Origin of the sequence: Mucilaginibacter sp. cycad4, assembly GCF_034263275.1 — a bacterium.
GTDB lineage: Bacteria > Bacteroidota > Bacteroidia > Sphingobacteriales > Sphingobacteriaceae > Mucilaginibacter.
Genome location: NZ_CP139559.1, coordinates 5,234,433 through 5,259,795, shown reverse-complemented (window position 1 = coordinate 5,259,795; position 25,363 = coordinate 5,234,433). Strand labels below are relative to the sequence as shown.

General features: G+C 43.6%; 23 protein-coding genes. 17 read left to right on the top strand and 6 right to left on the bottom strand.

The window, feature by feature from the left end; all coding sequences use genetic code 11:
• Positions 1-147 precede the first annotated feature (147 nt).
• From panC to SNE26_RS21340, 3 genes are all read left to right on the top strand, one after another.
• Positions 148-978, top strand: coding sequence for a pantoate--beta-alanine ligase (gene panC / locus SNE26_RS21350; RefSeq protein ID WP_321555920.1), 831 nt, complete (start codon positions 148-150; stop codon positions 976-978).
• Positions 979-1,179: 201 nt separating this feature from the next.
• The gene (panD, locus tag SNE26_RS21345; protein WP_090534618.1) at positions 1,180-1,530 is read left to right on the top strand and encodes an aspartate 1-decarboxylase; all 351 of its coding nucleotides are present in this window, start codon (positions 1,180-1,182) and stop codon (positions 1,528-1,530) included.
• 25 nt (positions 1,531-1,555) lie between these two features.
• Positions 1,556-2,524 (top strand): TonB family protein, encoded by a 969-nt coding sequence (locus tag SNE26_RS21340; protein WP_321555919.1) that lies wholly within the window; start codon positions 1,556-1,558, stop codon positions 2,522-2,524.
• Here SNE26_RS21340 and SNE26_RS21335 read toward each other — a convergent pair whose 3' ends face one another.
• On the bottom strand, positions 2,525-3,052 hold the full coding sequence (locus tag SNE26_RS21335; RefSeq protein WP_321555918.1) for a hypothetical protein: 528 nt from the start codon (positions 3,050-3,052) through the stop codon (positions 2,525-2,527).
• 332 nt (positions 3,053-3,384) lie between these two features.
• Between SNE26_RS21335 and carB the strand changes: the two genes are divergently transcribed.
• The 3 genes from carB (at position 3,385) to SNE26_RS21320 (ending at position 7,467) form a co-directional block, all read left to right on the top strand.
• The gene (carB, locus tag SNE26_RS21330; RefSeq protein ID WP_321555917.1) at positions 3,385-6,201 is read left to right on the top strand and encodes a carbamoyl-phosphate synthase large subunit; all 2,817 of its coding nucleotides are present in this window, start codon (positions 3,385-3,387) and stop codon (positions 6,199-6,201) included.
• Between the two features lie 99 nt (positions 6,202-6,300).
• Positions 6,301-6,948, top strand: coding sequence for a hypothetical protein (locus SNE26_RS21325; RefSeq protein ID WP_321555916.1), 648 nt, complete (start codon positions 6,301-6,303; stop codon positions 6,946-6,948).
• A gap of 57 nt (positions 6,949-7,005) precedes the next feature.
• Entirely contained in the window at positions 7,006-7,467 is a 462-nt protein-coding gene (locus SNE26_RS21320) for a hypothetical protein (RefSeq protein WP_321555915.1), read from the top strand.
• A gap of 1 nt (position 7,468) precedes the next feature.
• On the opposite strand, the gene SNE26_RS21315 is transcribed toward SNE26_RS21320, so the two are convergent.
• Positions 7,469-7,933, bottom strand: coding sequence for a DUF4920 domain-containing protein (locus tag SNE26_RS21315; RefSeq protein WP_321555914.1), 465 nt, complete (start codon positions 7,931-7,933; stop codon positions 7,469-7,471).
• A gap of 227 nt (positions 7,934-8,160) precedes the next feature.
• On the opposite strand from SNE26_RS21315, the gene SNE26_RS21310 reads away from it, so the two are divergent.
• Positions 8,161-9,531: an NHL repeat-containing protein gene (locus SNE26_RS21310; RefSeq protein WP_321555913.1), complete on the top strand. Its 1,371-nt coding sequence runs from the start codon at positions 8,161-8,163 to the stop codon at positions 9,529-9,531.
• A gap of 754 nt (positions 9,532-10,285) precedes the next feature.
• Here the strand turns inward: SNE26_RS21310 and SNE26_RS21305 are convergent.
• Positions 10,286-11,818, bottom strand: a complete 1,533-nt coding sequence (locus tag SNE26_RS21305; protein WP_321555912.1) for a serine hydrolase — start codon at positions 11,816-11,818, stop codon at positions 10,286-10,288.
• A 102-nt stretch (positions 11,819-11,920) separates the two neighbouring features.
• On the opposite strand from SNE26_RS21305, the gene SNE26_RS21300 reads away from it, so the two are divergent.
• Positions 11,921-14,110, top strand: coding sequence for a DPP IV N-terminal domain-containing protein (locus SNE26_RS21300; protein ID WP_321555911.1), 2,190 nt, complete (start codon positions 11,921-11,923; stop codon positions 14,108-14,110).
• Positions 14,111-14,223: 113 nt separating this feature from the next.
• Positions 14,224-14,718, top strand: a complete 495-nt coding sequence (locus SNE26_RS21295) for a hypothetical protein (protein ID WP_321555910.1) — start codon at positions 14,224-14,226, stop codon at positions 14,716-14,718.
• A 90-nt stretch (positions 14,719-14,808) separates the two neighbouring features.
• Here SNE26_RS21295 and SNE26_RS21290 read toward each other — a convergent pair whose 3' ends face one another.
• Together SNE26_RS21290 and mutY are read right to left on the bottom strand one after the other, a co-directional pair.
• A complete protein-coding gene (locus tag SNE26_RS21290) occupies positions 14,809-15,219 on the bottom strand; it encodes a single-stranded DNA-binding protein (RefSeq protein WP_321555909.1) in 411 nt (136 codons plus the stop codon).
• Positions 15,220-15,243: 24 nt separating this feature from the next.
• Entirely contained in the window at positions 15,244-16,290 is a 1,047-nt protein-coding gene (mutY, locus tag SNE26_RS21285; RefSeq protein ID WP_321555908.1) for an A/G-specific adenine glycosylase, read from the bottom strand.
• A gap of 438 nt (positions 16,291-16,728) precedes the next feature.
• Between mutY and SNE26_RS21280 the strand changes: the two genes are divergently transcribed.
• The 5 genes from SNE26_RS21280 to SNE26_RS21260 all read left to right on the top strand — a co-directional run bounded on the left by SNE26_RS21280 (position 16,729) and on the right by SNE26_RS21260 (position 21,204).
• Positions 16,729-17,025, top strand: a complete 297-nt coding sequence (locus SNE26_RS21280; protein ID WP_090534644.1) for an HU family DNA-binding protein — start codon at positions 16,729-16,731, stop codon at positions 17,023-17,025.
• A gap of 12 nt (positions 17,026-17,037) precedes the next feature.
• Positions 17,038-17,892, top strand: a complete 855-nt coding sequence (locus tag SNE26_RS21275) for a tetratricopeptide repeat protein (RefSeq protein WP_321555907.1) — start codon at positions 17,038-17,040, stop codon at positions 17,890-17,892.
• A gap of 308 nt (positions 17,893-18,200) precedes the next feature.
• A complete protein-coding gene (locus tag SNE26_RS21270; protein ID WP_321555906.1) occupies positions 18,201-19,751 on the top strand; it encodes an Rne/Rng family ribonuclease in 1,551 nt (516 codons plus the stop codon).
• Between the two features lie 463 nt (positions 19,752-20,214).
• Positions 20,215-20,898: a hypothetical protein gene (locus SNE26_RS21265; RefSeq protein WP_321555905.1), complete on the top strand. Its 684-nt coding sequence runs from the start codon at positions 20,215-20,217 to the stop codon at positions 20,896-20,898.
• Positions 20,899-20,964: 66 nt separating this feature from the next.
• Positions 20,965-21,204, top strand: a complete 240-nt coding sequence (locus SNE26_RS21260; RefSeq protein ID WP_321555904.1) for a hypothetical protein — start codon at positions 20,965-20,967, stop codon at positions 21,202-21,204.
• 159 nt (positions 21,205-21,363) lie between these two features.
• Here SNE26_RS21260 and SNE26_RS21255 read toward each other — a convergent pair whose 3' ends face one another.
• Positions 21,364-21,603: a hypothetical protein gene (locus SNE26_RS21255; protein WP_321555903.1), complete on the bottom strand. Its 240-nt coding sequence runs from the start codon at positions 21,601-21,603 to the stop codon at positions 21,364-21,366.
• Positions 21,604-21,736: 133 nt separating this feature from the next.
• Here SNE26_RS21255 and SNE26_RS21250 point away from each other — a divergent pair, with 133 nt between their 5' ends.
• The 3 genes from SNE26_RS21250 (at position 21,737) to SNE26_RS21240 (ending at position 25,308) form a co-directional block, all read left to right on the top strand.
• On the top strand, positions 21,737-21,904 hold the full coding sequence (locus SNE26_RS21250; RefSeq protein WP_176628781.1) for a DUF3606 domain-containing protein: 168 nt from the start codon (positions 21,737-21,739) through the stop codon (positions 21,902-21,904).
• A 163-nt stretch (positions 21,905-22,067) separates the two neighbouring features.
• Positions 22,068-23,093, top strand: coding sequence for a hypothetical protein (locus SNE26_RS21245; protein ID WP_321555902.1), 1,026 nt, complete (start codon positions 22,068-22,070; stop codon positions 23,091-23,093).
• On the top strand, positions 23,023-25,308 hold the full coding sequence (locus SNE26_RS21240; RefSeq protein ID WP_321555901.1) for a hypothetical protein: 2,286 nt from the start codon (positions 23,023-23,025) through the stop codon (positions 25,306-25,308). Before SNE26_RS21245 ends, SNE26_RS21240 begins: the two co-directional genes overlap by 71 nt.
• Positions 25,309-25,363 lie beyond the last annotated feature (55 nt).

Genomic DNA, 25,363 nt, shown 5'->3' with positions numbered 1-25,363 from the left:
ATCAGTATTTAAAATGTAAAGAAGTCAAAAAATTTGAGTTTGCAAATATAACTATTATTATATAAACTGCCAACGAATTATGCAAGTAACTTTTGGTTTATTTTAAGCAATTGTACACCTTTGCCAAATTTTGTAACACCTATTACGTTGAAAATATTCAGCACTAAAAATGAGATAACCGATTATTTTAACCGTAAACCGGTAAAAGTAATTGGCTTTGTACCAACCATGGGCGCATTGCATAAAGGGCACCTGGGTTTAATTGAACTGGCTAAGCAGCAAAGCACCCAGGTTGTTTGCAGCATTTTTGTGAACCCCACCCAGTTTAATGATCCTAAGGACCTTGAAAAATACCCCCGCCCCATAACCGATGATATCCGCCGCCTGGAGGAAGTTAACTGCGATATTTTGTTCAATCCGCAGGTTACCGAAATGTATGCTGATAATGAGAAATGGCATTTTGACATGGGCGATCTGGAATACCTGCTGGAAGGGAAATTCAGGCCCGGGCATTACCAGGGGGTAACGCAGGTGGTAAATAAATTGTTCAATATTGTAAAGCCCGACATCGCTTTTTTTGGGCAGAAGGATTACCAGCAGTTTATGGTGATCAGCAAAATGGTTGAGGTGCTGGAGATGCCCGTTAAGCTGGTGATGTGCCCGATTGAGCGTGAGCCCGACGGCCTGGCCATGAGCTCAAGAAATATTCACCTCACTCCGTATGACAGGGAACAGTCGCTCATCCTTTCCAAAACCCTGAACCTGGTTAAAGAAAACTTCGACATTAACAAAATTGACGAACTGCAGCAACAGGCAGCCCAAATGATCAGCAACGAGCCCGGCGTTGAGCTGGAGTATTTTGAAATAGCCGACGGCAAAACGCTGCACCCCGCCACCCCGGCATCCGAAACCGTTGTTGCCCTTGTTGCAGCACGCGTAGGTAAAACAAGATTGATTGATAATGTGTTGATTGATTAGGAGCCTATGGTTCATAGTTGATAGTTCATAGTATTTGGTGGTTCATAGGTTATAGTTTATGGGCTGAGTTAGAGCGGTAATTCTTGATAATGATTGATTATAACCCGCTAACTTCCATTTAACTGTAAACTTACTGCTATGAACCATGAACCATTAACTATGAACTTGTTCGCATGAACTAAATATTCCTAACTTTGCGCCATGATAATTGAAATATTAAAGTCCAAAATTCACCGGGTTAAGGTAACACAGGCCGAGTTGAACTATGTGGGCAGTATCACTATTGATGAAGACCTGATTGAGGCTGCAAATATCATCCCCAACGAAAAGGTTCAGATAGTGAACAATAATAACGGCGCCCGCTTTGAAACCTACGTTATCAAAGGCGAACGCGGAACAGGCACCGTATGCCTTAATGGCGCTACCGCCCGCCTGGCACAGGTTGGCGATATCGTGATCATTATGTCATATGCTTACATGGAGGTTGAAGAGGCCCGCAACTACGAACCTATTTTAATATTCCCCGATTCAGATAACAAACTGATTAAGTAAATTAGCGGCGCCTAAGCCGCAATTTATGAAAACACTTTTTATAATCACCCTTTTTCTTGTTACTGTAACCGGAGTTTTTGCCCAACGCCAAAACGTTTATTTTATCAAAAATAACGGTAAATATGTTGATACACGCGATAGCGCCGATTATATCCGTGTGGTGCGTGAGCCGGACTCGGCTTCGGCGTTATATAATGTTTTTGAATTTTATCCCAGCGGAACTCAAAAACTCATTGGCAAATCTGTAAAGATCGATCCGCCACAATTTGAAGGGCAATGCGTTACCTACTATACCAATGGCAAAAGGCAATCAGTCATCAGCTATAAAAACGGGGTAAAGGCCGGTGAGGATATGGAATTTTATCCCAATGGCAGCTTATACGCGCAGTTTTCGTATCCCGGGGATAATAAAGACCGTACTGCCGGGAGGTCTGGCAATTACCTCATCATGGCCAATAAAGATTCATTAGGAAACGACCAGGTTTCCGAAGGTAATGGCTACTTTAAGGGCTACGATAACAAATTTGCTTATGTTGAAGAAGAAGGCCCTGTAAAAGGCGGCAAACGCGATGGGCAGTGGAAAGGTGATTTTCAAGACTTCAAGACTACTTTTATCGAAATTTATGATAGCGGGGTGTTGATATCAGGCACAGCTACAACTAAAGATGGAAAAGTAAACACCTACCTGAAATCTCGTGGGGTACCTCCGCAATTTAAAGGCGGGCTTGAGCGGTTTGGCAGGTTTTTATCAAACAATATCAAATATCCCGATGATGCCCTTCGCCGGGGGATTGAAGGTACCGTGATCCTTTCGTTCGTTGTAGAAAAAGATGGAGCATTAACAGATATTAAAGTGAGTAAGTCTGTTGCCCCTGTTATTGATGATGAAGCTGTGCGGGTGCTTAATAACTCGCCTAAATGGTTGCCGGGCACGCAGTTTGGTTTACCGGTAAGAGTAATATATAGCGTGCCGGTTACCTTTGCTTTGAAATGATTAGTTAGATGGGTAAGATCCTATTCCCAACGATACTTTCAGGCTGGCATCAGTTGCTGCAGCTTTACGCAGGCGGTAAACCATCCGTATGCGCACACCTGGTTCACGTACCAGCTCATCTAAAAAGTGCGAGTTGTCTATATCCAGTACAATGCTGTTGCCGGCGTTGGGTTGGATATCTTTACGGATAGCTACCATTACTTCTTCACTGCCATCTTTTTTACCCATGTATACTCTTAATGACGCTATATTGCCAATATTATAATCTGATGGATCGCTCGATTGCAATTTGGCCGATATAATCCGAACTTCGCTTATTTTGCCGGCATTATTGCCGTCTTTGGTAAAATCCTGGTCAAAACTGTTGCCGGTGCTTATGGCGGTTTGAGGCTCATCAACTTTAGCCGATGCCGGGATTACCATCATTGCTGTATAAGGAAAGGTTGATTTAACAACCGATTGCAGCATGGCGCAGCTGCCCCAAAATAAAATAGCCGCAAGCAACGGAAAAACAGGCTTCTTTATCATAGTCCTTAAATATATAAAAGTATTTGCGGGTTAGCGCAATTACAGGTTCAATTGGAAATTACAGGCCGGGCTGTAAGTAAATATAGTGAGATTTTACGGAAATAGTAAGCCTATTGTTTTAATAAAATGCGCCCCGAAACATAAAAAAAGCCGGGTGTTATTGCGACAATGTTAAATCTGAAAAAAAACATGAATGGTGTTTATTAAAACTCTATCTTTGCACCCCGACGCTGAAGTCGGGATTTCTTGGCTTTCAGCGCATAGGAAAAACCGTTTAAAGGCTTAAAGGCCTTTAACTTTTGACTTAGAACTTTTGACTTAAAAAAAGCCCTATGCCCAAAGACACCTCCATCAAATCCGTTCTGATCATTGGCTCCGGCCCAATCATTATCGGCCAGGCTTGCGAATTTGATTATTCCGGCTCACAGGCCGCTCTCTCGCTAAAAGAAGAAGGCATCTCCGTTTCTATTATTAACAGCAATCCGGCAACCATTATGACGGATAAAGTTATCAGCGACCATGTTTATCTTCTGCCGCTCACCTGCGAAAGCATTGAGAAAATTTTAACTGAACAGCAGATAGACGCTGTACTGCCTACCATGGGCGGCCAAACCGCGTTGAACCTTTGTATCGAAGCGTCTGAACGCGGCATATGGGAAAAATATGGCGTTAAAGTTATCGGTGTAGATATTGCCGCCATCGAAAAAACCGAAAATCGTGAGGCTTTCCGCCAGCTGATGGTTGATATCGGCGTAGGGGTTGCCAAATCAAAGATCGCCAACTCGTTCCTTGAAGGTAAAGAAGGTGCACAGGAAATAGGTTTCCCGCTGGTAATACGCCCAAGCTATACGCTGGGTGGTAAAGGCGCAGGGTTCGTTCATAAAAAGGAAGACTTTGATGCAGCCCTTAACCGCGGTTTGCAAGCCTCACCAACCCATGAGGTACTGGTTGAACAGGCTGTGCTTGGCTGGAAGGAATATGAGCTTGAATTGCTGCGCGACAGCAACGATAACGTGATCATCATCTGCTCTATCGAAAACTTTGACCCGATGGGCATCCACACCGGCGACTCGATCACCGTGGCCCCTGCCATGACCCTGAGCGATCGCTGCTACCAGGAAATGCGTAACCAGGCCATTAAAATGATGCGCGCCATCGGTAACTTTGCCGGCGGTTGTAACGTGCAGTTTTCGGTAAATCCTGCCGATGAAGCCATCATCGCTATCGAGATCAACCCGCGTGTATCACGCTCATCAGCGCTTGCATCAAAAGCTACCGGTTACCCTATCGCTAAAATAGCTGCAAAGCTGGCCATAGGTTATAACCTTGATGAAATTGAAAACCAGATCACCAAAACAACATCGGCTTACTTTGAGCCTACGCTGGATTACGTGATCGTGAAAATACCGCGCTGGAACTTTGATAAGTTCAAAGGCGCTAACAAAGAGCTTGGCCTGCAGATGAAATCGGTAGGTGAGGTGATGGGCATTGGCCGCAGCTTCACCGAAGCCTTGCAGAAAGCCTGCCAGAGTTTGGAGATTGGTCGCGCCGGTTTAGGTGCCGATGGTCGCCAGAGCCGTAACCTCGAAGAAATCATGGCCAGCCTTGAGCACCCGAGCTGGGACAGGTTGTTCCACATTTATGACGCGTTAAGCCTGGGCGTACCGATCGAATCGGTACGTAAAGTAACCAAAATCGACCGCTGGTTCCTGAACCAGATCCAGGAATTGGTTAACCTTGAAACAGAGCTTCGCCGTTATTCATTGAACAACGTTCCTGAAGAGTTCCTGTATACGCTGAAACAAAAAGGATTTTCGGATGTGCAGATAGCCCACATTTTGGGTAACGTAACCGAGGAAGATGTTTATCAGCGCCGTAAAGCACTGGGCATGCACCGGGTTTACAAAATGGTTGATACCTGCGCTGCCGAGTTCCCTGCTAAAACCCCATACTACTATTCAAGCTATGAGGGAGAAAACGAATCTGTAGCATCCGATAAGAAAAAGATCATCGTATTGGGCTCGGGCCCTAACCGCATAGGCCAGGGCATTGAGTTTGATTACAGCTGCGTTCACGGCCTGCTTGCCGCCAAGGAAGCCGGTTTTGAGGCTATCATGGTTAACTGTAACCCTGAAACTGTATCAACCGATTTTAACATGGCCGATAAGCTGTACTTTGAGCCGGTTTACTGGGAACATGTACGCGAGATCATAGAGCTTGAAAAACCTTATGGGGTAATTGTACAGCTGGGGGGCCAAACAGCCCTTAAAATGGCCGAGAAGATGCATGAGCATGGTATCAAGATTATTGGTACATCATTCAATGACATGGACATTGCGGAAGACCGCGGCCGTTTCTCTGATTTGTTGAAAGATCTTGACATCCCATACCCTAAATATGGTGTTGCCGAAAGTGCAGAAGAAGCGCTTGAAGTTGCCCACAAGGTTGGTTACCCGGTACTTGTACGCCCAAGCTACGTATTAGGCGGGCAGGGCATGAGCATTGTGATCAATGACGAAGACCTGGAGAAAGCTGTGGTAAGCCTGCTGCGCAACCTGCCGGGCAACCGCGTACTGATCGACCACTTCCTTGACCGTGCCGCCGAGGCCGAGTCTGATTCGATCAGCGATGGCGAAGATGTACACATTGTAGGGATCATGGAGCACATTGAGCCTGCCGGGATCCACTCGGGCGATTCATTTGCTGTATTGCCTCCATTCGATCTGTCGGACAATGTAATCCACCAGATAGAAGAATATACCAAAAAGATAGCCACGGCGCTTAATGTACGCGGTTTGTTGAACATACAATTTGCGGTTAAGGATGATAAGGTGTATGTGATTGAGGCTAACCCGCGTGCTTCACGTACCGTGCCTTTCATTGCTAAAGCTTATGATGTGCCATACATCAACATAGCAACAAAAGTTATGCTTGAAGCTAATAAGCTGAGCGACTTTACCATCGAACGCAAGCTTTGGGGTTATGCCATCAAAGAACCGGTGTTCTCGTTTGATAAGTTCCCTGAAGTTACCAAGGAGCTTGGCCCTGAAATGAAATCGACAGGTGAGGCTATCCGCTTTATCCCTAACCTGCAGGACCCATACTTCAGGCATCTGTACAAAGAGAAATCAATGTATTTGAGCAGATAATTAAAACATTAAATTGCAGCCTTTGTAGTTTAATTGCTAATAACGTGAGCCTGCAACCCTAATTGCAGGTTCACTATTGTTGTACTTAGTTGCTATAGATTGAAAGTTAATACGGCTAATGGTCAGGAAATCAACCTTAAAAGTGTTGATCCTGAAGATATGGATGATGTTTTAGTGAAAATTGAAAAATCATTTAACATCAGTTTAAACGATACATCGGTAAATGATGTACAAAACTTTGGTAAACTTTGCGACGTTGTTGTTGAAAAGGTAAAAAAAACAAATGATGGCTGTACTACACAGCAGGCGTTTTACAAACTCCGTAATGCCATCAATGCATCATCGGGGCATGATAAGGATATCATAAAGCCCCAAACCAAACTCGCTGATCTTTTTCCGCGCGATAGCCGTATTGAGGCTGTGGCTGCCATTGAAGAAGAGATGGGTTTCCAGATCCGTTTGCTTCAGCCGAAGCAATGGATAGTTAACCTGTTTTCCATGATATTGGTAGTTAGCTTTGTTTTGGCCTTTTATTACCTGGCCATTGGTATTGCCGGTATGGTAATAGCGGGGATAGGTTTAAAACTGGCCGGACGTTTTGGCAAAGAGATGCACGTAAAAACGATCGGCGACCTGGCCGAAAAAATTGCCCGGGAGCACTACATGAAATGTAAACGTGAGGCGTCCGCGGTAAACAAAAACGAGGTTTCTGAAAAATTAAGGCAGCTCATTGTAACAAACGTGTAGGTGTTATCGTCAGGGTTAACAGACAACGTTAACTTTAAACGATTAATCTATCCTGCTTTGAAAACTACTTTTATCCTGCTTTTTGCCCTGCTGGTATGCGGGGCAGTGAAAGTTCATGCCCAGGCTAAAAATGCTATCGGCCTTGGGTTGGGTTTTAATACCTCCCGTGAAAAAAGCATCGGCTACGGCGGCCTTTTACAAGGTGAAATTAAAATAACAAAAGCTGTAAGTGTTACGCCGTATTTGAGCGTGGAAGAGCCATACTACGTAGTGGGGGGCCTTTCGGGCAGGTATTATTTCAATAAAATAATTTACGCATCGGCGGGTGCCTTCGGTTACTTTGATTCTGATTATAGCGGCTACGGCGGTACCGGTGGAGCAGGTTTAATCCTGCTGTCAGGACGTCATCAAACACTCGATCTCAACTTTCATGGCGATTATTTGAAAAAGGGGTCCCAGGCCACGCCTTTTGCCGGGATCAGGCTTATTTACAGCTTTTCATTTACCCGGCTTGAATAGCTTATTTATCTATCATCAATCCTTTTACCTCAAAGCTAACCTTTCGGCCTGGGTTGGTATTTACTTTGTGCTGCTTTTTGCCATTAACCGTATCGCCGGCCATATGTTGCAGGTCATCGGCAATGAATTGTTTGGCTGCTATTCCCGAAATGATTACCATACGGCCCGCCAGTTGCCCGGGCAGGTTTATCCCTGCATTGGTAAAATGCGCTGTAATAACCCGGTTGTTACCCGCATCCATTTCAAACCAGCCGCCTTTTTCTTTAGTTACTTTAATAATCCTGCCGCTAATGGCAGTGGTGACCCGTGTTTTTTTCCCCATAAAAGCTTCCAGTTTTGAGGCAGGCATCAAGGCTATCGTGTCGGGTTTATCGCCAAATATCATCCCGTGGGGCAGGGGCACATGTTTTTGTGCAATAGCCGTATTGGCTATCAAAATGGATATGAACAGCATTATTAGTTTCATAATAAATGAGTAACAGGCCTGCGCCAAAAATGTTGCCGGGTTTTTTGAACTGCTTTACCCCTGTTTAAGAGCGGTTAACCGCTTTTATTTGCGTTTGCGGGGCGGCGAAATCTTTTGGTAAGTAATAAGTATGTTAATATTTGTTAAAATGTTACTTTAAAGTAATTTGCTACGTATTGATGAGTTAATTTTGCTTACTTTACTACATATAACTTTTAAACTAACTCGTGAAAAAGAGCTTTACTAAAACAATTTTATTTGCCGCGTTTTTATTTGCCGTTGCTTTGGCTGGCACAAGCTGTGGTAAAAAAGGAGATGTTACACCCGTAACGGTACCTGATTTAACCACAATGGATGTGGTGACTACCGAAAGTGGAACCATTGCCTATACAGGTGGTTTATTTAACGGATCAACTGATATAAGCCTGAGCAGCTACGGTATTTGTTACAGCGCCACCAATCAAACTCCTACCACTGCCGATAAGAAAACCACAGATACAGTAATTTTGTACGCCTATACTACAAAACTTACCGGTTTAAGCCCTAAAACCACTTATTATGCGCGCGCTTATGCTGTAAACAGTGCGGGTACAGGCTACGGCAAAGTGGTGCAATTTACTACCGGCGAAGGTACAACATCAACAGGGGGCACAGTTAGCACATTGGCCGGTAATAGCGCGGCCGACTTTGTTGACGGTTTGGGCGGCGCCGCTTTTTTTAACAGTCCGCAGGGAATAAGTGTGGGTACCGACGGCAATATTTATGTGGCTGATTCATTTAACAGTGCCATACGCAAAGTTACCACAGCAGGAGATGTTACTACGCTTTCGGGCAATGGTGCCATTGGTTATGTTGATGGCCCTATTGCTACCGCTCAGTTTTATGCCCCGCAAAGTTTAGTTACCGATGCATCGGGCAATATTTACGTTGCCGATTATGGTAACAACAATATCCGTAAAATTACCCCGGCCGGTGTGGTAAGCACTTTTGCAGGCAGCGGCGATGCGGGATATACGAATGGTACAGGTACCGCAGCAACATTTAACAGTCCGCGCGGTTTGGCAATTGATGGCTCCGGAAATATTTTTGTTGCCGATATGGGCAATAACCTGATCCGCAAAATAACGCCGGCCGGTGTTGTTACCACATTTGCAGGCAGCAGGGGGGCAAGTTACCTGGATAATGCAACGGCAACCAGCGCTACTTTCAACAAGCCTAACGGCATAGCTATCGATGCTGATAATAATATATACGTAGCCGAAACGCTTAACCATGCCATTCGTAAAATAACCCCGGCAGGTGTTGTTACTACCTTTGCCGGCGGCAATAAACAAACCGCTCTTCTTGGCAGCCCATCAGCAATCGCGTTTGACAAAAGCGGCAACCTGTTCATAGCCGATCAGAATGGCAGGATCATGGAAATTACCAAGAGTAAAGTATTGAAATCAATTGCCGGGAACTCAACGGCCGGTTTTGCGGAGGGTGTCGGCACGGCAGGGATCTTTAATTCGCCGCAGGGTATTGCGGTTGATGCGAGCAATAATGTGTATGTAGCCGATTATTATAACAACCGCATCCGCAAGATTGTACTGCCATAAACTTTAATCGGTTAGATATTTTTAAGCGCCATGGCAGCTTCCATTTTAGGAAGATATTATGGCGCTGATTTTTTGTGGGGTTTTGCTATTTTATTTTAGGAGAGGTAAAGTACAGTAGATGGGCCTTTGTCATCCCGAGCGATAGCGAAGGATCTTCTTCATGGTACACAGGTGCTATACAGCGTGAAGTAAAAGCTTCATTCCTACCTGTGAGATGATTAAAAAGTTATCGTCATGTTGAACTTGTTTCAACACCCCATTTGCTAAGCAAACCGCCTACTTGTCCCGTAGGATGCCGAAACAAGTTCGGCAAGAAGCCGGAGGCTGTCATTTATCTTTTGAAGGTCCCGGCTTTGCCAATTATCCTTAACAAACTGTAAAATCCGGACTGTAACTTCGCCCCCTCGCCGTTGTTGGTGTTGTCACCAACAATCCCTAACGGCCTTTTAATCACGTTTTTCATATTTACAATATTACGCCGTTAGTTGTTTATGTAATGCCGCAAATGCATGGAGCAGAGTTGTTGGTGACAACACCAACAACGGCTGGGATGATTAAAAAGTTATCGTCATGTTGAACTTGTTTCAACACCCCATTTGCTAAGCCGCTTGCAAATCAAGCCGTCTACCTTTCTTGTGAGGTGCCGAAACAAGTTCGGCAAGACGCTGTTGGCTGTCATTTATCTTTTTGGAGGCCCCGGCTTTGCCAATTATCCTTACAAACTGTAAATCCGGACTGTAGCTTCGGCTGAATCCTAATTCTTTTTAAAATCATACGCGCCCCGCTCCACAAAATCAGCCACTTTTACGCGTACTCCTGTCACCTCACCGTTTTGTACCGTGAACGGAAATACAGCTTTCCCAAGTGTAGGATCAGAGAAAGTTACATAAAAGCGGTTGCCGCCAAGCGGTTTTAGCAAGGCATACATTTTGGGGTGGTGCTCAAAGCGCATTTCAAGGTTGCTGCCTTCGCCCTGGGTAACCTCCATGCTGCCATAAAAATCATTGCTGTACTTGCCAATGTATTTATTGGGCAACAATAAAGGTTTGGGATTCAAGGCAACCGAATCTTTCAGCTTTTTATCTTCGGCCTGTGCGGTTGCAGTATTGGCTTTATATTGTTTTAAATAACCCTCGCTGTAATTGCGGAAGGGCTGTTTAAAGTAAGCATCTAAAATATCCCAGCGCAGGGCCTCAAACAGCTCGTTCTGGTCGGTATTGGTTAATATGATGACGCCCAGGTTATCCTGCGGCGAAAGCGTTACAGACGACAGATAGCCGTTAACCCCGCCATCATGCATCACCAGCCTGTGGCCCGAATAATCCTGGATAAACCAGCCTAAGCCATAAAGTTCAAAGTTGTTTTCTCCGTTCATGTGATGAACACTGCTCACAATATCCTGCGGCACACGTGTAGCCTGGATGGCTGCAGAAGGGATCACCTGGCGCTGTCCAACCTTGCCATCGTTCAGTAAAGCAAGCACCCATTTGCTCATATCATTTACCGACGAGCTGATAGACCCTGCAGGTGCGATGCCATCTATCTGGCAATAAGGGATTGGGGTAAGCCTGCCATCAACGATAGTATGCGGCACGGTGCGGTTTAAGGATGTTGGCAAATCTTTGCTTAAAGCCAGTGTGTTGCCCATGCCCAGCGGCGCAAAAATGGCTTCCTTTAAATAAGCTTCCCATGAATGCCCGTTGGTTACCTTCGGAATGATCTCGCCGGCGGTTAAAAATGCAGCGTTGGTATAACCCCAGCGTGTGCGGAACGGATAAGTAGCTTTGAGCTTGCCCAAACGCTGGATCACCTCCTGACGGGTAAGGTTAGTATTGTAAAAGGTAAAATCGCCCTGGAAGGTTCGGAAGCCGAGGCGGTGGCAAAGGAGATCACGCACTATTACCTGGTCGCTTGCGTTTTTGTCTTCCAGTTTAAATTCCGGTATGTATTTGGTTACCTTGTCATCTAACGACAGTTTTTTATTTGCCTCCAGCATAGCAAGCGCGGTGGCGGTGAAAGCCTTGGTATTGCTGCCTATCATGAACAAGGTGTTTTCATCAACTTTGTTCATGAGGCCAAGCTCTTTAATGCCATAACCTTTCATCAGCACAACCTTATTGTCTTTCACAATACAAACAGCTATGCCGGGCACGCGCCAGTTGGTTAAGGCCTTGCTGATATAAAGGTCTAAACTGTCTTTAATGAACTTGCTCCTGTCGGCCCGCTGGGCATTTACTGACGTAAAAAACAAGGTGCAGACAGCAAGGAATAGAAGTATTTTTTTCATTACAGATGGCTTTAGATTTCTTTATTGTGCTAATTTAACGCAAAATTTACAGTGACGTTACTTAATAAATAAAAATAACGCCGCTCAATTAATTCAAACTAAATGTATATGAAATTTTACCGTTCGGGATTATTTTTCCTTACTGCGCTACTGTTAATTATCCAGCAAAATACTGCCCGGGCGCAACGTGCTGCCGTTAACTGGACAAAAGACGGCTATCAGTATTACCGCATCACCGGCGGGCAGATCATCATGATTGATGCCCGTGACACCTCAAAAAAAACTGTTTTTATCACTAAAGAAGAATTGACGCCAGCAGGCAAAGCACCTGTCAGCGTTAAAAGGTTTACAGTGAGCGATGATAACAAAAAAGTGCTCATCAATACCAATACAAAAAAGGTATGGCGCTACGATACCCGCGCCGATTACTGGGTGTATGACTCCAATACCAAAAAGCTTTGGCAGTTGGGCAAAAACCTGCCGGCATCATCATTGATGTTCGCCAAATTTTCGCCGGATGGTACTAAAGCAGCTTATGTAAGCGGCCATAACATTTATATGGAAGACCTGGCCGATGGTTCGGTAAAGCAATTAACTACCGATGGTACCCAAAAGCTTATCAACGGTACCTTTGACTGGGCTTATGAAGAAGAGTTTGGCTGCCGCGATGGTTTCCGCTGGTCGCCGGATAGCAAATCGATAGCCTACTGGCAGATTGACGCCAGCAAGATCAAAACCTATTTAATGCTGAACACTACCGATTCGGTTTATCCATATGTTGTGCCGGTTGAGTACCCTGTTGCAGGCGAAGATCCAAGCTCATGCAAAGTGGGTGTTGTTAATACCACCACTGGTACAACTACCTGGATCAATGTTCCGGGTGATGCTGTACAGCATTACATTCCTAATATGGAATGGGCCGATAACTCAAACGAAGTTATTCTTGAACAGTTGAACCGCGCGCAAAATGAAAGCCGCGTGTTTATCGGTAACGTATTAAACGGTGCAACCCGTGTAATCCGCGAAGAGCATAACGATTCATGGATTGATGTTAAAGCACGTGTAGCCGGCGGCGACCCGGTAGGCTGGGGCTGGATTGAAAAAGGCAAAAGCTTTTTATGGCTGAGCGAGAAGGATGGTTGGCGTCATTTATATAAAATAACCCGCGAAGGCAAGGAAAGCCTGATCACCAAAGGCAACTATGATGTGATCGGTATTGATATGATTGATGAAGCTTTGGGTTATGTATATTTTATTGCATCGCCGGATAATGCTACACAGAAATATCTTTACAAAATAAAATTAAGCGGCGGTACGGCCGAGCGCGTTTCACCTGCCGATGAACCGGGCACACATAGCTATGATATTTCGCCTAATGGCAAGGTTGCGCTGCATAATTTCAGCAACAGCTATACCCGCCTGCAAAGCGAGGTGATCAGTTTGCCCGCCCACAAACATATCGGCGGTACTGTAATAACCGTTGATAAAAACGCTAAAAATAAACCTGAGTTTTTCAAGGTAAAAACTGTTGATGGTATTGAAATGGACGGCTGGATGGTAAAGCCAACCAATTTCGATCCGAATAAAAAATACCCGGTACTGTTTACCGTTTATGGCGAACCGGCTGGGCAAACCGTAACAGATACCTGGGGTACTGGCCGTAACAGGCTGTATGAAGGCAGCATGGCCGACGACGGCTATATTTACATGTCGGTTGAAGGGCGTGGCGCTCCTGCCCCTAAAGGCACCGCCTGGCGCAAGGCTATTTACAAAAATATTGGCATCATCAACATCCGCGACCAGGCTATGGCTGCCAAAGAGATCATCAAATGGCCTTTTGTCGACTCAACCCGTATAGCGGTACACGGCTGGAGCGGCGGCGGTTCATCAACCCTTAACCTGATGTTCCAGTATGGTGATGTTTATAAAACCGGTATCGCGGTAGCAGCGGTAGGCAACCAGCTTACTTATGATAACATTTACCAGGAGCGTTATATGGGCGTACCTACAGATGATGCCGGCCGTGCTGTGTTTGTCAAAGGTTCGCCGGTTACTTATGCTAAGAATTTGAAAGGTAACCTGCTTTACATTCATGGTACGGGCGATGATAATGTACATTACAAAAATGCCGAGCTGCTGATTGACGAACTGGTAAAATACAACCGGCAGTTTCAGCTGATGTCATACCCTAACCGTACGCATTCGATATCAGAAGGTGAAGGCACAACACAGCACCTGCGTACGCTGTTCACACAGTATCTGAAAGCTAAATGCCCTCCGGGAGGAAGATAAACGTATTAACAGGCAAAGCCCTCATAATAGTCCATTATATGAGGGCTTTTGCTTTTACCAAAAAAAGAATATGCGGCTGTATCATTATGCTTTTTATAAGCGTAACCATTGATATGAAACAGATTACGAATCCTGCAAAAGTGTTAGGCTTGTTAGCCATTGTTTTAGTAACGGTTTTTTGGGGCTGTCATAAAGAGACGGTAACAAATAGTGAGCTAAATATATCCGGAAAATGGATTGTTCCTGCTGCATTTTCAAAACAAGGGACACAATATGAATACGATTTTAAAACCGACCATACATTTGAAGGTACGGTAACCAGTATCGACTCGGTTTCTAAAAAGCTTATCGGAACATCGTCAAAAAGGGTTGGAAAATATAAGATCCAGAATTCGGTCTTAACCTTGTATGATATAACTGATTATCAAAACAAAAACAATGCTTTTGGCCCGGTTTCCGAACTGGCGGCAGTTAATAATATTATTGCAGTAACGGCCAATTACAATATGGTTTTAAATGCAGGCGGGAATGTACTTACGCTGACATATATATGCGGACCAGCCGAAGATTGTACCCCGCCGCAGGGTGTGAGCTATTTTAAGCAATAACAGATTTATAATTCTCCGGGACATAAAAGATGCCAGTGACAAGCGTTACCGGCATTTTTTCTTTGGGATGTTTTAGTAAGTATCGGTAATTTAATAATCTTCGGCATCTAAATGATCGATAAACGAATCCCCGTTTTTTAAGGGTGATTTTAACGGCTCGGTTTCAAAATCACTTTTGCGGCCAAGCATGGTAAAGTTTTCGGCCACAACTTCGGTAGTGTACTTTTTAACGCCCTCCTTATCCTCGAATGAGCGGGTACGCAACTTTCCTTCAATATACACCAGTTTTCCTTTTGAAAGAAACCTGGCTGCAACTTCGGCCAGGCCACGCCACATTACAATGTTATGCCATTCGGTTTGTTCAACCTTGCGGCCATCTTTATTAAAGGTTTCGGAAGTAGCTAAAGGGAAACTCGTAACGGATACGCCACCTTCTAAATTCCGTACTTCAGGGTCTTTGCCTAAGTGACCAACGAGTATTACTTTGTTTATTCCAGACATGCCATAAATTAACGCAAAATTATTTTACAAATTAAAAATATTTTTTAATAATATAAAAATGATTTTTGGCAATGCTAACTCCGGCAGGTTTTGAACGTTGATTTTAACCCAGTTTTCGTTTGTTTTGAGGGGCTGGTTTTCAATTTTTATCAGCCTTACAAAAAGCCGCTGATGGGTAAGGATGTGTTTATGCACCGTCGAAACTTCAATAGCTTTAATATCATTACCAAAAACAGCTAAAACTTCAGGTTGTTTCAATAGCTCTTCCAGGGTTAAAAGTGAGCTTGTTTCTACCATGGGTAAATCAAACATATTGGCCCAGATGTCTTTATCGCCCCTTTTGCTCATCAAAACGGTATTGCCGTTAGTTACCAGGAAATAATTAAAAAAGCGCTCACGTACTTTTACTGTTTTTAATTTCACCGGGAGATCGGCAACAGCATCGGTGTTAAAGGCTACACAACCCAGGCGGACAGGGCAAATACCGCAGGCTGGATTTTTAGGTTTGCACAGCATAGCGCCAAACTCCATCATAGCCTGATTGTGCAGTCCCGGCATTTTCTTATTAAGAAAATCATCGGCAGCCTTTTGAAATGTTTTTTTACCCCCGGTTGAGTTGATGGGCTCATAAATACCCAGGTAGCGTGCCAGTACACGATAAACGTTACCGTCCACCACAGCTTTGGCTTCATTAGCCGCAAACGACGCGATAGCGGCGGCTGTATATTCGCCAATACCTTTTAGTTTTATCAGTTCATTATAGCTGTCAGGAAAGTGGCCGTTATGGAGTTCCTGTACAAGCCGGGCTGTTTTGAGCATATTGCGCCCCCTTGAGTAGTAACCCAATCCCTGCCATAGCTTCAGGATCTCATCCTCATGGGCGGCGGCAAAACTGCTTACATCAGGATATTTTTCAAGGAAGCGGTAAAAATAAGGCATGCCCTGTTCTACCCGGGTTTGCTGCAGGATGATCTCAGATAGCCAGATCACATAAGGATCAGTAGTATTACGCCAGGGCAGGTCGCGTTTGTTGTTTAAGTACCATTGTACCACTTCGTCGGTAAAATTCATTGGTGTAAAAGTAATTAAGAATCAAGAGGAGTCAAGAGTCAAGAAATCAAGAATCAAGAGGCAAGAAATCAAGAGGCAAGAAATTAAGAATCAAGAGGCAGGATTGGAGGGGGAATGAGCCGGAAAGTAAGAAATTGTGAGGGATCAAAATTAAAAAACCGGGGATAAATGCGGGCTGCATACCTGTGAAATTGCAAGCCTTCGCCACGGGCTGGAATGATGGATTTTCACACTTTTTTTCACACTTCTTTACATTGGCAAATTGGTGTTTAACCAGTAATTTATAAGCCTCTCATACTCAAAATTGTAACGAAAATGTAGGTTTTGCGCCATTGGTAAAAAAAAACGGATAAATATTTCGCTGTTAACGGATAAAGCAATACTTTTGCAACCCCAAAACAGTTAAGTATTTATAAAATTAAATTAAGTAAATAAGATATGACTAAGGCAGAAATTATAACTGAAATCTCATCAAAGACAGGTATAGAGAAAGTAGACGTGCAGGAAACTGTTGAGGCGTTTTTCAAGGTTGTTAAAAGCTCAATGGTTGGCGGCGAAAATGTTTATGTAAGAGGGTTCGGTAGTTTTGTGGTTAAAAAAAGAGCTAAGAAAACAGCACGTAACATTTCAAAAAATACTGCCATCATTATCCCTGAACATTTTGTACCAAGCTTTAAGCCAGCTAAAACTTTTGTTGAGAAAGTAAAGTCAGGTAACAAAACCAGCAAAAAATAATTATACGCCATCATGAATAAAAAGCAAATAGTCGTTAGTGCAGCAGTAGTTGTTATTATGGGCTATTTGTATTGGTTGCCCGTTAAAGGTTTGGTAAAACCAAAAGACGATAAAAACGGCAAACCGGCGATGGCCGCCTCAGCAGGCGCCGTTAAGCCGGCAGCTAACGTTACTGTTGATATGGTATCGGCCCCTGCCAAAGCAGCTATTGGGGATGCATTGGCAGCTAAGATAAATGACCTTGAAACCCAGCTAAAGAAAGCATCAGACGCAGATGCGCCGGCTTTGCAAAAGCAGCTGGCCACTCACTGGGACGATGTTAACCAACCTGCACCCGCAGCGTTTTACTATCAGGCATTAGCCCGTAAGGATAACAAGGCGCAAGATTGGATCAGCGCAGGTAACCGTTTTAATGATGCCTATAAACTTACACAAGATACTTTATTGCAGCCCGCTTTTGTAAGCAACGCAGCCGAAGCATTTCAAAATGCTTTGAAATTACAGCCCGAAAGCCTTGAAGGCAAAACCGGGTTGGGCATAGCTTATGTAAATGGAGCAGCAGGCCCTATGCAGGGCATTGCGCTACTGCTTGAAGTTGTTAAAAAAGACCCGAACAACTGGAACGCTAACCTTAACTTAGGGATGTTTGCCATGAAATCGGGTCAGTATGAAAAAGCGGTAGGCAGGTTTAAAACACTGCTTGCACAAAAGCAGGAACTGGAGCCTACTTTCTATTTAGCCGAAAGCTACAAGCAATTAGGTATGAAAAAGGAAGCTATTGATGCTTACCAGAAATGCAAAGAAATGATGCCTGACCCTGTATTCAGTCAGCGCATTGATGGATATATCAAGGAATTAAATAACTAACACACATTTAAAAATTATTATTATGCCGAGCGGTAAAAAACGTAAAAGACACAAAATGGCTACCCACAAACGTAAAAAACGTTTAAGAAAAAACAGACATAAAAAGAAATAAGCATTTATGTTAAGTCGATAGTACTTAGTCTTAAGTACAAAGTCTTTCTTTCCTGACTTTAAACTTTCGACTAATGACTTAAGACTAAACATTGTTTTACCTGCCTCAATACGGGGCGGGTAACTTTTTATTATTAGTGTTTTTTTACCCACTTATTAACACACGGTTTTTACCGTTATAAGAAATGGAGTAGCAATTGATAAAAGAATTAATTATCGATTCATCCCCCAACGGGGCTACCATTGCATTATTACAGGATAAACAACTCGTAGAGCTTCACAAAGAACAGGTAAGCAACAACTATACAGTTGGCGATATTTACCTGGGCCGCATCAAAAAGATCATGCCCAGCTTAAATGCCGCCTTTGTTGACGTTGGCTATGAGAAGGATGCCTTTTTGCATTATCTTGATCTTGGTCCGCAGGTACAAAGCCTGCTTAAGCTGACCAAGCAAGTACGTAGCGGGGGATATCAGTCAAAGCTATTGGATGGGTTTAAGCTTGAGGCCGATATCAATAAAGGAGGCAAGATCTCTGAGATATTAACCAAAAACCAGCTTATCCCGGTACAAATAGCCAAAGAACCCATATCAACCAAGGGGCCGCGTTTAAGTTCCGACCTGTCAATAGCGGGGCGGTACGTTGTTTTAGTACCTTTTTCGGAAGCTATTTCTATTTCGAAAAAGATAAAAAGCAATACCGAGCGTAACAGGCTCCGTAAAGTAGTTGAGAGCATTAAGCCAAAGCATTTTGGCGTTATCATCCGTACAGTTTCCGAAGGTAAAGGGGTTGATGAGCTGCAGAAAGACCTGCTTGACCTGATCTCGAAATGGGAGCAGTTTATTACCAAGCTGCCTTCTGTTGAGCCTTCAAAAAAGGTATTGGGCGAAATAGGGCGTACATCAACTATCCTCAGGGATATTTTGAACCCCGATTTTCAGCACATTTATACCAATGACAATAGTATGTTCGAAGAAATTCGGTCATACATTCATGAAATTTCGCCTGATATGGAAAGTATAGTCCGCATGCACAAGCATAAGGAGCCTATATTTGACCATTTCGGTATCGAAAAGCAGATCAAAGGCGCATTTGGTAAAACCGTGAACCTTGCCGGCGGCGCTTACCTGGTAATTGAGCATACCGAAGCCCTGCACGTTATTGACGTAAACAGCGGTAACCGTACAGCCAGCAAAGAAAACCAGGAAGAGAACGCTTACCAGGTAAATAAGGAAGCGGCCAAAGAAATTGCAAGGCAATTACGCCTGCGCGATATGGGCGGCATTGTGGTGATCGATTTTATCGACATGCACAAACCGCAAAACCGCAAGGAGCTCTTTGATTTTCTGCGTGCCGAAATGCAGTACGACCGTGCCAAGCACACCATTTTGCCTCCGAGCAAATTTGGACTGGTGCAGATCACCCGTCAGCGTGTGAGGCCCGAAATGAACATTGTTACCAGCGAGGTTTGCCCTACCTGTAACGGAACCGGCACTATCAGGCCAACCATTTTGCTGATGGACGATATTGAAAATAATTTCAATTACATCCTTACCGAGCAAAACGAAAAAGGTATAACCCTGTGTGTACACCCATATATTGAGGCCTTTATTAAAAAGGGCATCTATAACCGCCAAATGAAGTGGTTTATCAAATATGGCCAATGGATCAAGGTTAAAAATAACCCATCCTACCAAATCACCGAGTTCCATTTCTTCTCCTCAAAAGACGAAGAAATTAAACTGTAAAAACTTCAGATGTGCAAAGTTTGAAAAGGGCACAAAATTAAAGATCTTTAAAAAGAGCAGATGTTTGGATGAGCATCTGCTCTTTTTGGTTTTGGGACTACCTTAAATCTATTCAGAACAGAGTTACCTATCGCTGCTGTCAGACTGGCCGTCGCCACCGCAAGGCTAAGTGCGGGATATCTACCACAAAATATAACCTTACGGTAGCAAGAGATTACCTTTCGCTAAAATGCAACCCGTGTCGGTTAGCATTTCGAATATGTAATAAACTTTGCTATTGCCGGCCTTTAATCATATCTTGTCCATCAATGATCAACTCCCACATAACCAAACTCAATTGGTGGCGTCACAGCTTTGTGCAGCCGGGATTATAACGACTATTAAGTATTAGTCCTTTTTCAATACCCATCCGGCCGCACATTATATGCGGGTACCTTTTTTATCCATAACAAAAATTATTATAATGGCTTTTGAACTAAATAGTGTTGTGCCCTGGGGCCGTACGTTTACCGAGTATCAGCAAATGTTTAACCTCAGTGCCGGTGATGTTACCAAAAAGATCGTCAGTATAGGCGATGGTCCGGCAAGCTTTAATGCTGAAATGCATGCGATGGGCAAGCGGGTTACCTCCATCGATCCTTTATACCAATTTTCGACTGATGATATCCGAAAACGGATTGATGAAACCTGTTTAGAAGTGATAGGCCAGATGAGGGCCAACACCGATAAGTTTGTTTGGAACAATATTAGAGATGTGGAAGAACTGCAGGAAATAAGAATGGCCGCGATGAACCACTTTCTGCGGGATTTTGAGCAGGACTGCTTCCGGCAGAGATATATTAAACATACCATGCCCGCTAAAACCTCTTTCGCGGATAACGCATTTGAGTTGGGCTTAAGCTCTCATTTTTTGTTGCTGTATGATAATCTGGGGTTAAAATTTCATATAGAGACTATACACGAGATCATGCGCATATGCTCCGAATTGCGAATCTTCCCAATATTAAACCTCAATGCCGGGGCGCCTCCATTTTTTGACGAACTACTTGCCGTGCTCGGCCGCGATTTTAATATTGATATACAAAAAGTAGACTACGAATTTCAAAAAGGGGGTAATCAAATGTTAATTATTAAAAGCGAGATATAAGCAAATGTGAAAAATAGCCCGGTCGGATCTGATGTTTTTTAAAACCAATACATTTATTTTTGAGATATGGAGATAGTTGATAAAATAAAAGAGATTTTCGAACCAAACTTCGAGGTTTTGAAGGTAACGAGATCAGGCCCTGATAGCTTAAACCCTGAAGCCTTTATTACCATAGAGGCAAAGCACGAGGGGAAATCACATAAACGGGTTTTTAGAGAGACAGAACTTGTACAATTAAACGCGGAAGGTAAGTTAGCTGAAACAATAAGAGCGCTGTGTGCTGTAATGCTGACATCAGAAGAGTAAATACTTGTTTTAAGTGCAGGTACGTCTTCCTCACATTAAATAAAAACGTTTACTTAATAATAGTTATCGTGCTGCTTTCCGGTTGCTTCGCGCTGCAAACCCTGTTGGTCGAAGTTTGCCGACCGCTTAACTTCGACCAGTTAGGGGTATACAATCTTTTCAGGTTGCCTGATGATGCACCAGGTCTGCCAACTCGTCTACATCGGTTTTATGTTTTTTCTTTTTGGGGTGTTTGGCTTCAAGATAATCCTGAACGTGTTCCTGTTGGGAGCCGGCTGTGTCATCTGATCTTTTGCCACGGAAGTAAAACCAGATCCCCGCGCCTGCTGCCAAAACTCCTGTTATGCCGGCTGTGATCCATAATCCGGTATTGTTTTTTTGTGCAAATAGGTTTTTCATAGCTTTTTTCTTTATAGCTGAACAAGCTACATTTCATTTAGTTGTAATTAATTTAAAAAGACAATTATTTACCCGGTGGTTAAAACCATTGAAGTGTGCCGTTGTTAATCAGTTACATCTAATAAGAAAAGCTATGTCAAAAAGAGGCGTAAAAGTGGAAAGGAACTCTGTATCAGAGCAGCCACACGAATTGAACTATGAAGCACGCAAAGAAGGTACAACCGCAAAAAAGGTGGAAGCGGCAAAGAAATCAGCAGGCTCCAACCAACGGAGTGCAGTTGAAAAGAAATTGAATAAGTAAGCTCTTAATGGTCTGGTACTGGTCGAGGTTAAGCTGAAAGCTTAACCCATTTTAGGACGAAGCTACGCGGTCGCTAAACTTCGACCCCTGCAGTTATTTCCCTTCAGCAATCTATCGAAAAATCCCGTACTTTACTCCCGATAAAATAGTCTGCTGCTTTATTATGTTTAAATCTCTTGGTTGGTTTACAGTTGTAGTTTTGCTATTTCCGTTAACTTCCTGTAAAAAACCCGGCAATGCCACAACTGCATTCTATTACTGGAAAACCGGCTTCAAGCTCAATGAACAACAAGCCGGCTTATTAAAACAAACCGGCAATAATGTCTATCTCCGTTTTTTTGATGTAAGCTGGAATGATAAAGAGCAACGCTCCTATCCCAATGCGGTTGTGCGGTTTAGCGACATTCCAAAAGGATTGAACATTACCCCGGTTATCTACATCACCAACAAAACTTTCGAAAATATTGCTGATACTGCCGTAACCACCCTTGCCGGCCATTGCAATAAACTAATAAATGAGCTGTCCGCGGAAAAGAAGATCAGCTATACCAAAGTACAGGTTGACTGCGACTGGTCATTAAGTACCCGGGACAAATACTTCAGCTTCCTTAAGGCATTTAAAAAGCTTAGTAAAAAACAATTGGAGGCTACCATCCGCCTGCACCAGGTTAAATTTAAGGACCGCACAGGTGTGCCACCCGTTGATGCAGGCGTACTGATGTTTTATAACATGGGCAAGCTCAATGCCGATCTTCAGCAGCCCAGTTCAATATACAATAGCGATGATGCCGATAAATATGTCGCTTACTTGGGCAGCTATCCACTGAAGCTGGATATTGCCTTGCCTTTGTTTTCCTGGTCTGTTCACATCAGGGATGGCCGGGTGATCCAGATATATGGAAAAATAGCGCGAAGACAACTTGCCGATCCGGCCCGTTTTGAACCAACAGAAGGGCTGGCAAATTACCGGGCCAGAACAAGCTTTTTCCTTGATGGAATTTATATCAAACAAAATGATATTTTTAAGCTTGAAGAAACGGACAGCAATACATTGAACGCTGCTGCCAAACAATTAACACAGCATCTGCCTAAACAAAAACATACAACTATCATCTACTATGAGCTGGCCAATATCGACCTTTCAAAATTTAACCAGGAAACCATTACGCAAATTTCTGCTCGTTTTTAGTTTATGCACGCTAACGATAGCAGGAGTGATCTGGGCCTGTGCCGATTCGTATGAGGAAGAATATTCAGTTTTTACCCCCGAATATTTTGTTAACAAACAATACTCTCCCTTCTTTTACACGGGCAACGAAGTTTACTATGGCCTGGGCTATACCGATGGGAGCAATACCTGGTATAACGATATTATTGTTGACGAATGGTACGATCATTTTAGCCATCAATTCAGCAAAGCATCACTTCAGTACCTGCTTATTAAAGCCAGTGCCGGCGCTGTTGATTCCATTTCCCGTAAATCAGCCGGCGCGCTCAAAGTATTGCCCGCTAAATATCCGGCTATGAGCACCGGTACCGTATCGGCAAAAATGCTCAACGCTTTTTATAGCTACCTAAAGCTGGCCAAAAGCACTGAGGTTTATTCGGTAAACGATCAATATTATTCGTGGGACAAAGTAAAGCCTAATCATTCGCCGGTAAAGCTGGCTTCAACGCTGATCAGTGCCTTCGACGCCGAAACAGATCCTTTTATCAAAGAGCGGTTATGGTTTCAAGCCGTTCGTTATTATTACTTCCTGGATAATTCGTCGTCGGCAACAACTGTGAAATTGTTCAATCAGTTTAAGGAGCATTTCCCCAAAAACCTCATTTACTACCGCACAATGGGCTATGTAGCCGGATATTATTACAGGCAAAAAAACTACGCCCTATCAAACTACCTGTACAGCTTTTGTTATGATTACACTTATAAATTAAAGATCCCGAGTTTCTGGAGCTTCCACCCGCAAAATGAAAGTGATTGGAACGCTACACTCAGGCTTGCCAAAACGCCCGAAGAGAAAATAACCTTGTGGCATATGATGGGGGTACAATATGATGCCGCAAGGGCTATAAAATCTATCGCGGCCATCAATCCAAAATCCGAAAAGCTGGACCTGCTGTTAAGTCGTCTGATTAATATCAGGGAGGCCGCAACAGGAGCCGGTAAACCTGCCGATTCGGTAATAAAATCCGATAACGATGGTAAACGGCTTATTGAAAACATCGCCCTTAAAAATAATACAGCCAAGCCTTACTATTGGAACCTCGCCGCTGGTTACCTTAACTTTTTGGATAGCAACTACTCCGCAGCCGGTAAGTTTTACGCTGCGGCAAAAAGCCAGTTCCCTGCCGGCGATAAAATGATTATAGCGCAGGGCAAGTTGCTTGACCTGATGTTATATATCAAAAACCTTAAAAAAATGGATGCCGTTGCGGAGGCAAAATTAACGGAGCCCCTTAACTGGCTTGCCAACCTGCGCGATAATAAGATTAAGATAAAAGACCTGCGGTTTGATAACGCCATTTCGGTTTGCAACTTTGCCATATCGCGGCTTTATAAAAAGCAAGGTAATCTTCTTAGGGAAGAATGTTTTAATGGTAGCGTACAATATTTTTATGCGGATAGCGCCCGGGTGCAGCAAATGATTGATCTGCTGAATAAGCCGGATAAAACCGCCTTTGAGCTGGCAATGCTACGGTACTACCCGATAACACTAAACAATTTATATTACCATCAGGCTGTCGCATTAACCTATCAGCAAAAATTACCTGAAGCCATTGTTCAGCTTAAGAAAATGAAGCCCGAAGATTTTGTGCTTGCCGGTAACCCTTTTGCCGGCAGGTTAGTTGACTGTCATGATTGTGACCATGCGGCTATGAAGATGAAAAAGTTTACACCATTAAACTTTTTAGAAACATTGTATGCCATGGATGCCGATATTAAAAACGGGAAAAACATTTATCGTAATGCTTACGCGGTTGCCAATGCCTATTATAACATTACCTATTACGGTAACGCGAGGCTGTTTTATGAGGGAGACGTGGTTGCTTCGGGCCCTACCAGTCGTTATTATTATGAGGGCGAAGAAAGGATGGATGATAAGCTAACTTCCATGCGTACAGCTATCAGGTATTATGAACTGGCACGGAAAAACGCAGCGACTGACGAGCAACGTGCCCTTTGTACATTCATGCTGAGCAAATGCGCGCTGAATGAAATTTACAATGACCCAAGCTTTAAAGGTGCCGACAAGTTTGCCGACATAAAAGCCAGTCAGCCTGTTACCGGGGCGTACTACAATTATTTTGCCGAGCTAAAAGAGAAATATAGTAAAACGGCCTACTATAAAGAAGTGCTGAAAGAGTGTGGGTATTTCAGGATCTATGCGGATAAGAAATAAAGGTAATTGAGTAGCATTCATCAATGTGTTTTGCTAATTAATTTAGTAAAAATCA